This window comes from Vibrio cyclitrophicus, assembly GCA_023206055.1.
GTDB lineage: Bacteria > Pseudomonadota > Gammaproteobacteria > Enterobacterales > Vibrionaceae > Vibrio > Vibrio cyclitrophicus_A.
In genome coordinates, this window is sequence record CP065366.1 from 1333528 (window position 1) to 1346036 (window position 12509).

A 12509-nucleotide genomic window follows, 5' to 3' on the forward strand; every position below is an offset into this window, starting at 1 on the left:
TTGCTAATGCTTTGCTACTGTGGCTGCCAGTTCGTGATTAACCAAACCAGTGTCGGATTCACTATTTTATGAATAGGCCGAAGTCGATCTCTTGCTCTCTTTGATATTTTACCAGCTTCACTTTTAGGTCGTGTTTTGCTGCTAAGTCAATGGCTAAACACGACATGCGTTTTATCTCATCAACGCAGCTTGAAATAAGCGGTTGTTCTTGATTATCGATAGTGGCGATGAGTGTGTTTTCTGTACCGTCGTTACCTGCATAAACATACGCGTACATGTTGTTGTCGTGTTGCATAAACTTCCTAAATCGGGATTTCTAATTATTAGTGCGGTGAAGATTACAGGGTTTATTTACGCAGGCTAGTTCGGTGAAGTAAGGTTAAGCAAGAGAAAGTAAGGCTTTGTAAGGGCTATTTTTTTCTTTTTTTAGTGTTCGAAAACGTGTTCAACCCTTTGTTTGTCTCACTTTTTTGTCTTGTTAGGTTTTGCCTATCAATAAAATTGTTGAAATCCATTTAGTAAAATCAAGATTTTAGACAACAATTAACTTAACGAGATAGAAAAATATATGACGCAAAGTATTTAGGGAGAACGCAATGCATTCTATTAAAGTGAAAGATTACATGACGCAGCAGGTTGTGACATTTACTCCTGATATGCCGTTAAGTCTAGCGTTAGACAAAGTGATGCGTAGCCACCACATGGGTGGGCCCGTAATCGATGATAACGAACAAGTGATTGGCTTCCTTTCAGAGCAAGATTTACTCGAGAAATTAGTGAAGGTCAGTTACTTCTGCCAAGACACACACATTGTGGGTGACTGCATGTACCAAGAAGTACTGTCTGTTTCACCTGATTTATCCATTATTGAATTAGCAGACATGATGCAGGTTGGAAAACCTAAAGCATACCCTGTGATCGATAATCGAAAACTGGTGGGTATTATCACCAGAACTGATGTTTTGAGAGCAATCGGCAAGAACTTGGAAGAATGCTTCAAACATCAGGTATAATAGCGTGTTAAGAACGATTATTTTTCTCAATACCCTCAATTGAAAAAGGCGCACTCGCGCCTTTTTTCTGTATAGAACTTTTCTTGGTCGATCCTTTCTTTGTGGATCTCTAGCCGGTTGATTAGTTTATTGGGCGTTAGCTCTTGGGTATTCCAACTTTTGGAGATTTCATGTCAAATCAAACGGCAAAGTTTGTTGAAGGTTCAACGATGCGCCACATATTGGTGATGTCGGGAGCTGGCTCTGTCGGTTTGATGGCGTTATTTGTGGTCGACTTACTCGACATGCTGTTTATCAGTATGCTCGGGCAGGTTGAATTGGCTGCTGCGGTAGGCTTTGCTGGTACGCTGACTTTCTTCTCTACCTCCGTTTCGATTGGTACTTCCATTGCCATGGGCGCATTAGTGTCTAAAGCTATCGGTTCAAAGAATCAAGAACACGCTAGAAACCTAAGCACCAGTATCATGCTGACTGCGTTGATTATCAGTTCGACCGTTACTGCAATCATGTTCGCTTATATTCCAGAGTTGTTAGCCGCGATAGGTGCAAAAGGGATTGCGGCCGAGCGTGCTCAGGCTTACCTACAGATTTTGCTGCCAAGTGGTCCATTTTTGGCGTTAGCGATGGCAGCGGGTGCGGGCTTAAGAGCGGCGGGCGATGCGAAACGTTCGATGTGGGCGACTTTGTCAGGCGGCATTGTTAACGCGATTCTCGATCCGCTGTTTATTTTTGGTTTTGGTTGGAACATCGAAGGGGCGGCTATCGCTTCGGTTATTGCTCGCTTCTCGGTGTTGTTCTTCTCGCTTTACCCTCTGATTCGCAGCCATCAATTGGTTGCTCCCCCTTCTTTTGTGCAATGGCGCCTTAATATTCGCCCAATACTAGCGATTGCGTTGCCTGCGATTATCACCAATACCGCAACACCGATTGGTAACGCGATTGTGACAACGGGTATCGCACAATATGGTGAGGATTTTGTCGCGGGCTTTGCCGTGATTGGCCGTTTAACGCCAGTTTGTTTTGCGGTGATTTTTGCCTTGTCTGGTGCGGTAGGACCAATCATTGGTCAGAACTTCGGTGCTGAGCGAATGGACAGAGTTAAAGAGACGCTGAATAACTCGCTGTTAGTGACCACTGTGTACACCATCGCTGTGTGTATTCTTTTGTACTTCATGCAAGGCTATGTGATTCAAGGCTTTAGCCTGCAAGGTGATGCGGCCGTTATTGTTGCTGCGTTTTGTACCTATGTGGCGCTGACCTTTACCTTTAACGGTGCACTGTTTGTCGCGAACACTTCGTTCAATAATCTAGGTAAGCCTCTTTATTCAACGGCGTTGAACTTAGGTAAGGCGACACTGGGTACTCTGCCATTCGTTTACTTGGGTTCACAATGGTATGGCGCTTTGGGTGTTCTCTATGGTCAAGCTTTGGGTAATGTTCTGTTCGGAATTTTAGGTATCTTGGTGCTTCGACATCATATCGCTGAGCTGATGCAAGGTTCTCAAGTCGACCCTGTAGAAGATGATGTGTCGATTGTCAGCTTGAACACTCAGCCGTTTTGTTCACATGATGCAGTTCTTATCGATGATGTATCGACGAACCGTGAAGAGTGTGCGGAGCTTAAATCTCAGTAAGCCATCGGTGCTGACATAATATTATTGTTTTCTTGATAACTTCTTCTTGACCTTGGAGTAGCCTCCAAGGTTTATACTCCTGTTGAACTTAAGGTTATGTTGCTCGTGCGTTAGCAACAACCTCAAGGCTTTTGAGTATTTAGGAGATATTTTATGTGCGCAAAACATGCAGCGTGCCGCTCAGCAAAAGTGGACGTTCAAACTCAAGCGGCAGGAGCCAGTTGCTCTAGCCCTAAAATTTCAAGCATCACAGCAGCAGGTACTTCATCTGGTTGTTGTAGCTCTTCTGCTGCTCCGTCATCGTCTGGAGATGATTGTTGCAGTTCGTTGGATAGTGGAGAAGAAGACAGTCAGTCCTCAACCTTATCTCTCGACGCCCAATTTTCGAAAAGTTGGCTGGTTGCCGGAATGGACTGCCCAGCTTGTGCAAGAAAAATAGAAAATGCGATCAGTAATATTGACGGTGTTATTCAAGCAAAGGTTCTCTTTGCTACCGAAAAGCTGGTTGTGAAATTCGATAATGAAAGCCTTGCCGACACCATTGAACAGGTCTCTATCAAAACGGGTTTCCCTCTTAAGGAAGTCGGTTCAAAGAAAGAAAAACAACAACCTGAGACTTTTTGGCAAGCTCATATCCAACCTAATTTGCAGATTATCGCGATTGCAGTGGCAATGCTGTTTGCTGCGCTTCTGAAAAGTACCTCCCCTCAGTTAAGTGAAGGCTTGTTTACGGTAACTTGTCTACTTGGTTTATATCCGGTGGCGAAGAAAGCGGTTCAGCTGGCACGTTCAGGAACACCGTTTGCTATTGAAACCTTAATGAGTGTTGCCGCGCTGGGTGCTTTGTACCTTGGCGAAACTGTGGAAGCAGCGATGGTTCTATTGTTGTTCTTGATTGGTGAGCGCTTAGAAGCGTTTGCTTCATCTAGAGCAAGAAGTGGCGTTCAAGCGCTAATGGCATTGGTACCAGAAAACGCAACCAAGATCATCAACGGTGAACGTGTAGAAGTTGCAGTCAGTGAACTGGTTCCTGGTGATGTGATTGAAGTGGCTGCGGGTTCTCGTTTGCCTGCTGACGGTCAATTGATTACAGACGCAGCAAGCTTTGATGAAAGTGCGTTAACCGGTGAATCTGTTCCTGTTGAACATATCGAAGGCAATAGCATCATGGCTGGCGCTGTGGTGGTCGATAAAGTGGTTCGTATCACCATCACTTCAAAACAAGGTGAGAACGCGATCGACCGTATTCTTCATCTGATTGAAGAAGCTGAATCTCGTAAAGCACCACTAGAGCGATTCCTCGATAAGTTCAGCCGTTGGTACACACCGTTAATGATGTTGGTTGCCTTGTTGGTGATCATCACACCTCCATTGTTGTTTGCTCAACCTTGGGAAACGTGGGTTTATCGTGGCCTAGCCTTATTACTGATTGCTTGTCCTTGTGCATTGGTTATTTCTACGCCAGCAGCGATTACCTCTGGTTTAGCAGCAGCAGCAAAACGTGGTGCTTTAATCAAAGGCGGCGCTGCGCTAGAACAGCTTGGAAAAATCCAAACCATTGCATTCGACAAGACGGGTACTTTGACAGAAGGCAAGCCTCAGGTTACGGATATTCAGGCTCTATCGGGTTGGCAACAAGATGCGATGCTGCGTGTGGTTGGGGCGATTGAAGTGGGCTCTACTCATCCATTGGCGCAGTCACTTGTCGCTAAAGTAAAAGAGCTGAATATTGAGATTCCTGAATCGCACAACAAGAAAGCGTTGATTGGTAGTGGTGTTGAAGGCGATGTTGATGGTGTTAAGTACCAGGTTCTGTCACCGTCTAAAGTCACGTTCGATCTTGGTGTCGATGTGGTTTCTCAGGTAGAAGCATTAGAAGGCGAGGGCAAGACGGTTGTGGTTGCTCTTGAGGTTAAAGAACAAGAAGAATCAACAGAGCGAGCTACGACGGTGATTGGTTTGATTGCTTGGCAAGATACGTTACGCAGTGACGCTAAGCTTGCGATTGAACGACTTAACGACTTGGGTATTCAATCTATTATGCTGACTGGCGATAACCCGCGCAGTGCGGCAGCGATCAGTAGCAAGATTGGTATGCAGTACAAGGCAAGCCTATTGCCAAGCGACAAAGTGTCTTATGTTGAAGAGCTTTCTCAACAATCGCACGTAGCGATGGTCGGTGATGGCATCAATGATGCGCCAGCGATGAAGACTGCTAACGTGGGTATCGCAATGGGCGGTGGTACGGATGTCGCCTTAGAAACGGCCGATTCAGCATTGACTCATAACCGCTTAACGGAACTGCCAGCGATGATTGAGTTATCGCAAGCAACCATGAACAACATTCGTCAAAACGTCGCTCTCGCGCTCGGTTTGAAAGGCGTGTTCTTGGTGACGAGCTTGTTCGGTATTACTGGCCTGTGGGTTGCAGTGTTGGCCGATAGTGGTGCAACGGCACTGGTCACATTGAACGCATTGCGTCTGCTTCGATTCAAATCTAAAGCGGATTAAATCGAGCTCATCAACATAGAGCATTCTTAATATATAAAGCGCCTTTAGCGGTAATACGTTAAAGGCGCTTTTTGTCTCATTAGTATGCAACACAGGCGTATTGATTGCTTATTTTTGTGATGCCAATCGGTTTTTCGTGAAACTTGAAATCTTGTTGCGATCATTCATGTGACAGGTGTCACTTCATTTTGTGGTGAGCTTGGTTAGAGTGTGTTCGTACCCCACGAATTTACTATGAGCTTAAATAAGGGTAAAAAGCCCAATAAGCCAAAAGGAGCGAACTATGTCTCAAGCTGTTTTCCATTTAGGTGTTACTGAAGCAGATCTTAACGGTGCTACTCTTGCGATCATCCCTGGTGATCCTGCTCGTGTACAAAAAATTGCAGAAGAGATGGAGAATCCAGTATTTCTTGCTAGCCATCGTGAATACACGCTTTACCGCGCAGAACTAGACGGCAAGCCAGTTGTTGTATGTTCTACAGGTATCGGTGGTCCATCTACTTCTATCGCTGTAGAAGAACTAGCTCAACTGGGTGTTCGCACTTTCCTTCGTGTTGGTACTACTGGTGCTATCCAACCTCACGTAAACGTGGGCGACATGATCGTTTCTACAGGTTCTGTTCGTTTAGACGGCGCTAGCCTGCACTTTGCTCCAATGGAGTTCCCAGCCGTTGCTGACTTCGAAGTAGCAACAGCAATGAAAGCGGCAGTTGACGAATCAGGTGCAACAGTTCACATGGGTGTAACAGCATCAAGTGATACGTTCTACCCAGGTCAAGAACGTTACGACACGTTCTCTGGTCGTGTTGTTAAGCGCTTCCAAGGTTCTATGCAAGAATGGCAAGACATGGGCGTTCTAAACTTCGAGATGGAATCTGCAACACTACTAACAATGTGTGCAAGTTCTGGTCTGAAAGCAGGTTGTGTTGCTGGTGTAATCATCAACCGTACTCAAAAAGAGACGCCTGATCACGAAACGCTAAAAGTAACTGAAGCTCGTTCAATCAAAGTGGTTGTAGAAGCTGCTCGTAAAATGCTTTAAGTCTGACTTTAGATTTTAAAATGGCCGCATCAAATGATGCGGCCATTTTTTATGGGACAAAGAAATTAGAAACATAAATAGTTAAAAGATGAAAACAGGGCGAAACAAATAAATGGCTAGAGAACAAAAAAGGCGAGTGACTTAATCGTCATTCGCCTTTTTAAGATTTGCTTAAGAGCATTGAGCTCTCATGAGTTTATTTGATTTTAGTACTCTAGATCTTCGCTACCACCCGCAGCTGTAAACCATGCCGTTAGGTGTGTTTTAAGATCTTTCAATTCGTCAGGGCCAATCAACGCAAGGCCAAGATCTTCTGCTCGTGTTATGTCGTTATGGCGAAGAGGACGGAAACTAACCAGCATGGCACGTGCTTGTAGGCCACCCAGTAGGTCTCTAAGCGATTCCAGTTTGTACAAGGTATCATCGCCATCATCACGCATGCCTTTGGTCTTACACTCGATGATGTGCAGCTTATTGTTCACTACTGATGCTACATCAAGCTCATTACGAACCTCACGCTCACCCAGTTGACGATAAACTTGAACATTCAAAGAACGGTCTTGAATGGTCGGCATATCATCTTGGATTTGCTTCACCGTGCTGTGAACTAAGGTCTCAAGCCATTCGCCGTTTGAGAAGCGTCGTGCGTCTTCATTGGCAAAGGTCAGAATACCGTTGTCGTAAGTCGCAATCTTAGCTTCAACTAAATCGCTCAACAGCATGTTTAGCTCACGATAGCCTTGTTGCTTCTCAGACAGCCCTACATCCAGTCTCTGTTCTTTACGGCAGGTTGTTGCAAGGTAGTTCAGCGTTGCGAGGCCTGGGCCTAACTCTAACGCGTTACTTGCCCAACGTTCGCCCAGTTCATACAGCTTTTGGTCAAGTTGAGGAGACAGCTGAACATCGCTGAATTCACCACGAGCACCAAACACAGTTAGGTAGTCATCGATGGTAATACGGTCTTGTACTTGCGCGTCTTCTTTGCCACTTGGATATAACCAGCACAGTTTGTCACTGTTCGGTTCCACCACGAAGATTGGCCAGTGGTAAGTACGGAATACTTCGTATACAGAAAGTAGGCGGTGACGAAGGCCACAACTTGCGTTGAGCTTCACTTCTTGGCCGCGTGCTTTGAGGTCTTCGGCAAGGGTTTGGATAGACTCTTTTATCGCGGATGTATTTACGAGGGTTGGAATCTCGAAAAATTCACTGGTAATGTCGCGCTTCTGCAAAACGCTGTCTAAGCGTTGGTAAATACTGACTTGATTCTTGTCACCGATAAACACGATGTGAGTGCTGACCGTTCGGTTATCAAGTAATGGGGTGAGCAAGCGAATGGGGTCTTGATCGATAATGCCAACATGAACAGCCATATAAATTCCTTAATAGCGGCTCGCTCATAAAGGTGAAAGAAAAAACGGGAAGCAGCAAGCCTTAATAATCATATAATGACAAAGCTCATAAAAAACAAGGGCAACCCTTGATAAAAGTTGCCCTAGCTCAATTAGTTACCACTATTGGGTATGAAGTCTCAACAATCTCTCTAAATATCTATCGATTCTTCATTTATCTATAGTTTGAACTGATGTACTAAATCACCTTGCTGATTTGCCAGAATTGTTAGGTTTTGGCTTGCTTCCGCAATAGAAGACATTGCTTGGTAACTCTTATCTGCGATGTGGTTGATGTCTTCGATGTTGCGTGCGATATCACCAGACGTTTCACTCTGCTCAGCCGCTGCTTGAGAGATGTGTGTACTCATGTGGCTAATCTCTAGAATCAGGGCTTGGATCTCTTCCATCGCACTGTTTGCGCTTGAAGCTTGTTGAACCGACATGTCCATATCGCTCATACAACTTTCAATCACGTTGCTTGCGGTTTTCGAGCTTGATTGTAGGTTGCTGATCATGGTCTCGATTTCAGAGGTTGATTGAGTGGTCTTTTGCGCTAGCACTCGCACTTCATCGGCAACGACTGCAAAACCACGACCTTGTTCACCAGCCCGTGCTGCTTCGATTGCCGCATTAAGTGCAAGTAGGTTGGTTTGTTCAGCAATGCCACGAATTACGTCAAGGATTGAACCAATTTGACTACTCATCTGTTGTAGCTCGCCTACAGCACCCACTGATTCAGTAAGGCGAACCTCAAGCTGATTAATGGTACTGATGTTGGTGTTCATGATCTGACGTCCAGATTCAGAAGCCGATTCTACTTGTTGAACCATGGTGAGTGAGCTTTGCGCGCTGTTCGCCACTTCTTGCACAGAATGAGACATCTCTGTCATCGCAGTCGCGACGGTTGCCGTTTGTTCGCGTTGGCTGTTCAGTTGAGCCTGTGTTTCAGAAGATGTCTTCTGGTTTACGCTTGCCGTCTTAGTTAAGTCATCTGAAGCGTCATTCAGCTTTACAAGGATATTGCGCAGGTTGTCGGCCAAGGTGTTGATGTGACGGCTCACACGGCTGAATTCGTTGTCATAACGAATATCGATACGTTGAGTCATATCGCCTTCAGTTAGGCCTTCTAATGTTCCTAGAATACGAGTTAATGGCTCTCTTACACTGTGTGCAATGTGGTAACCAATTGCGGCTGCGAATACCGTAACAACAATACCAATCGCAATTGCGTTGAATAGGCCTTTGTCGTAAATGCTGCTCGCGTCTGCCAGTGAAGCGTTAAGTTGTTGTTCTGCGGTTACGTTGAATGAATCTAATACCGCCATAGCTTGGTCTACTTCGACCGCAAGGTTGGCGATGTTCACATACAGCGCTTGTTTCGCTTGTAGATAGTTGTTGTGTTTGTCTAACACGCCGCCTTTTTGGCCAACGTCTTTGGTGAATTTTTGAACCGATTCATCGAAGACGTTTTTAAGAGCAGGCAGCTGTGTCGCCAAGCCACGGTATGCGTAGTTTAGGTGAGTCACGGCCTTCTTGTTTTGGTTAACGGCTTTCTGTACGAAGGCAACATCAGAGCTTGCTAGTGCATCTGAAGTGATTACCTCTGCGTCTTGCAGTTTGATGAAGTAGCTCTTCGCCATTACTTTCACAGAGATACTTTTTTGGTCAGCAACGTACTCTTTCATACCAACCGTTAATTCTGAATGTAGGCGTTGGAAGTCACGTGATGCTTTTTGTACTTGTTCTTGTGCTTCAAACATCGCAACGTAGTTGTTCATCGCTTCATCTGCTTCAGTAAAGTAGCGTTCTTCCATCGCTCGCAATTGTGCGATGCGTTCGATGAGTGTTGCGTCGTTTTGGCTTGCCGCTTCTAAGTTACTTAGAACTTCTGAAAAAGAGTTTTGTGATGCAGAAAATTCTGTGCGCATTGCAGACATGCGTTCAGCATTTTGTGTGGTTAAAAAATCTTTGAATGACTTATCAGCAGAAAGCAATTGAACACTTGTTTGATTTGAAAGCGCAACAAGTGGTAATGAGGTTTCTGAGACACTCTCAAAATTGCTGTGTATCTGGTTCATGCTGTTCATCATGATGGTTATCGTGACTGCGAACATGATGATGATCAGTGCAAAACCAGCGTACATACGCTTGATCACAGATCCCTTCATGGCTTTCTCCCTAAATAAAAATGCAGACCTAATGTCAGGTCAAAGTAAAACTAACAAAATTGTCAGCATTCTATTGAGCTCGGCTTACGCATTTTATGACGCACACGTCAAAAATAGCGCTCCGTTATAACCAACATGCCATTCTTGAGAACTAAGGCTCGTTTTCTTTGATTTGAACGGTGTTTTTTATTATGCTTTAAAGCAGATTTATTGTGGTTTGATGCGGCATAGCGCATACTCAAAGCATTAAAAAATAAATGTTTTATCGGAGAAAAACATGGCTGAAGAAACCATTTTTAGTAAGATCATCAATAAAGAAATCCCAGCAGATCTACTATATCAAGACGATTTAGTAACCGCATTTCGCGATATTAACCCTCGCGCGCCAAGCCATATCCTCATCATCCCAAACAAGCTGATTCCGACAACCAACGATGTTGAAGTCGAAGATGAAGCGATGATGGGGCGCATGTTTACCGTTGCTCGCAAGTTAGCAAAAAAAGAAGGCATCGCAGAAGATGGCTATCGTCTTATCGTGAACTGTAACTCTCACGGTGGCCAAGAGGTTTATCATATTCACATGCACTTGGTTGGTGGCCGTCCACTTGGTCCCCTATTAATGAGCTAATGAGTTAATGAAAGCTAACGAGCTAGTTTAAACGCGCTCATTAGTGGGTTAACACAAGTAGTTAGTTGGAAAATTTGTAGTTTGTATGCCAACTTTAAGTTCTATCTGTTGTCTGAATGTCGGCATCGCCTAGGCAGAGGCTAAATCAGTAGGGTTTCAACTGGCTTGAGATCCTTTTTACAACACGTTTCGTTTTGATAATGATTCTATCTCGAACAAAATTTAACCACGAAAGGTCAACAGACCCTAACAAAGTTGGCATTTTAAACATGCACGGAGACGATAAGTGAAGCAACAGTTTAGATTCGCTTCCATTGCCCTGTTATCGGCGTTGACCGTAGGTTGTGCGAGTATGTCTGCAGGCAGCCTGTTCAGTCATTACAGCGCACAAAACAAAGCGATCTACCAAGCCGTTAAATCTGGAGATTATTCAGAGGCTCAGCAAGAGCTACCAGATTACGCGGCAGGCGACATCCTTGATAACTTTGAAAGAGGCAGAATTAACCTGCTGGATCAAAAATACCCTGAGAGTAAGGCTTCGTTTGAAGTGGCTGATCAGGCGGTTACTGAGCAGCAACGCAAAGCCGTGATCTCAATCTCAGACAGTGCAACCAGTGTGGGTGCATTGGCTGTGAATGACAACATTACCGAGTATGTACCAGCCGATTACGAGTTGGGCTTTCTTCATCTGTATCTCGGTTTAAATTATCTCAAGAAAAACGATTTAGAAGGTGCGGTGATCGAAATGCGTCGCGCCAACCAAGTTCAAGAGCAAGCGAAGAAGCAACGCGAGGCTGAGTTAGACAAAGCAGCCAGCGATGCGAAGAAGCAAGGCTTGTCTGCCAATGTGGGTAGCATCCTTGCCAATTACCCTGATGCGGGTAAAAAGCTGCAGTCAGTACAGAATGCGTATCTGATGTTCTTATCTGGTCTGCTTTATGAAGCTTCAAATGATTTGAATAGCGCCTACGTTGACTATCGTCGTGCTTTGGCTGTGATGCCAGATAACCAAGAAATCATCGATAGAACCATGGCGACAGCCGCTCGCTTAGGGATGCGACAAGATTTAGCGACATTAGAAAAACGCTATAAGCAGTCTTCTAAACTTAGTACAGGTGAAGGGCGAGTGATTGTTCTTCAAGAGCAGAGCGCTGTTCAAGCTATGGACAGTTGGCGACTAGATTTACCTGTGTATGACAGTCGCGACCAGGGGGCAATATACTCTCTTGCGCTGCCCTATTACCCGAGTCAAAACGTAGAGCGCTTTTCTGCTTTGCGAATCAGTGGGCAACCGCTACAAGAGCACTTGATCACTGATGTAAACGCGATGGCTCAGAACGATTTATCTGAGCGTATGACGAGTATTGTCATTCGCCAAGCGCTACGTGTAGTCGCGAAAGATCGCATTCGTAAAGAAGCAACCAAAGGCGATGATGTCGGTAATATTTTGTTCAACGTGTGGAACACACTGACAGAGCAACCAGATACTCGTAGTTGGCAATCATTACCGGCAGAGATTAAGAGCAGCACGTTTGTAGCAAACAGCGGTCAATATACGTTGGAAGCGGGCGCTAGAACGTATGATTTTGATATACGAGAAGGGCAGACCACCTTGGTGTGGATTTCTCGACAAGGAAACAACGCAACAATGTGGCATAAACAGCTAGGGAGGCTGTAATGAAAAAGTGGTTAGTGAGCTTAGCAGCGGTTATGGCTCTGGCTGGTTGTGCTGATAATACAGCTGGCGTAAGGGTCGATAGTTTGACTCAGAACGTTTTCTTTGGTGACAAGGTATTGGGCAGCCGCTTGCAGGTTGAAGATATCCGTACTGATCAAGTCGATGGTCATACTAGAGGAATTGTTCGTTTAAACAGTAACTATAAAGGCGATCAAAATATCCTTTATCGTTTCTACTGGTACGACGATGCTGGTCTTGAGGTCAATCTAAAACAAGGTCCTTGGAAGCAAGCAATTGTTCGTGGTTTTGAAAGTATTTCGTTGTCGGAAGTGTCGGTAAACCCGAAAGCGACTCAGTTCAGAGTTCAGTTCCGAGAGCAGTAAGTTAGATAAAACGGATCTAATGATTCGTAAACACAAGAATTTAAGAGTGTGGGTAACC

At 44.9% G+C, this 12509-nt stretch carries 10 protein-coding genes; 7 read left to right on the plus strand and 3 right to left on the minus strand.

Annotated elements, in window-relative coordinates:
* Positions 1-61: 61 nt before the first annotated feature.
* Positions 62-295: a hypothetical protein gene (locus ITG09_05990; GenBank protein ID UPR53172.1), complete on the minus strand. Its 234-nt coding sequence runs from the start codon at positions 293-295 to the stop codon at positions 62-64.
* 301 nt (positions 296-596) lie between these two features.
* Between ITG09_05990 and ITG09_05995 the strand changes: the two genes are divergently transcribed.
* From ITG09_05995 to udp, 4 genes are all read left to right on the plus strand, one after another.
* Positions 597-1013, plus strand: a complete 417-nt coding sequence (locus ITG09_05995) for a CBS domain-containing protein (protein ID UPR53173.1) — start codon at positions 597-599, stop codon at positions 1011-1013.
* Between the two features lie 170 nt (positions 1014-1183).
* Complete coding sequence (locus ITG09_06000) at positions 1184-2647, plus strand: MATE family efflux transporter (protein ID UPR53174.1); 1464 nt, start codon at positions 1184-1186, stop codon at positions 2645-2647.
* Between the two features lie 153 nt (positions 2648-2800).
* A complete protein-coding gene (locus tag ITG09_06005; GenBank protein UPR53175.1) occupies positions 2801-5158 on the plus strand; it encodes a zinc/cadmium/mercury/lead-transporting ATPase in 2358 nt (785 codons plus the stop codon).
* A 283-nt stretch (positions 5159-5441) separates the two neighbouring features.
* The gene (gene udp / locus ITG09_06010; protein UPR53176.1) at positions 5442-6200 is read left to right on the plus strand and encodes a uridine phosphorylase; all 759 of its coding nucleotides are present in this window, start codon (positions 5442-5444) and stop codon (positions 6198-6200) included.
* 206 nt (positions 6201-6406) lie between these two features.
* On the opposite strand, the gene ITG09_06015 is transcribed toward udp, so the two are convergent.
* Together ITG09_06015 and ITG09_06020 are read right to left on the minus strand one after the other, a co-directional pair.
* Positions 6407-7573, minus strand: coding sequence for a DUF1887 family protein (locus ITG09_06015; protein ID UPR53177.1), 1167 nt, complete (start codon positions 7571-7573; stop codon positions 6407-6409).
* 197 nt (positions 7574-7770) lie between these two features.
* Positions 7771-9762, minus strand: coding sequence for a methyl-accepting chemotaxis protein (locus ITG09_06020; GenBank protein UPR53178.1), 1992 nt, complete (start codon positions 9760-9762; stop codon positions 7771-7773).
* A 277-nt stretch (positions 9763-10039) separates the two neighbouring features.
* On the opposite strand from ITG09_06020, the gene hinT reads away from it, so the two are divergent.
* The 3 genes from hinT (at position 10040) to ITG09_06035 (ending at position 12451) form a co-directional block, all read left to right on the plus strand.
* The gene (gene hinT / locus ITG09_06025; protein ID UPR53179.1) at positions 10040-10390 is read left to right on the plus strand and encodes a purine nucleoside phosphoramidase; all 351 of its coding nucleotides are present in this window, start codon (positions 10040-10042) and stop codon (positions 10388-10390) included.
* Positions 10391-10676: 286 nt separating this feature from the next.
* A complete protein-coding gene (locus ITG09_06030) occupies positions 10677-12068 on the plus strand; it encodes a hypothetical protein (GenBank protein UPR53180.1) in 1392 nt (463 codons plus the stop codon).
* Positions 12068-12451: a YcfL family protein gene (locus ITG09_06035; GenBank protein ID UPR53181.1), complete on the plus strand. Its 384-nt coding sequence runs from the start codon at positions 12068-12070 to the stop codon at positions 12449-12451. The genes ITG09_06030 and ITG09_06035 overlap by 1 nt, the downstream gene beginning before the upstream one ends.
* Positions 12452-12509 lie beyond the last annotated feature (58 nt).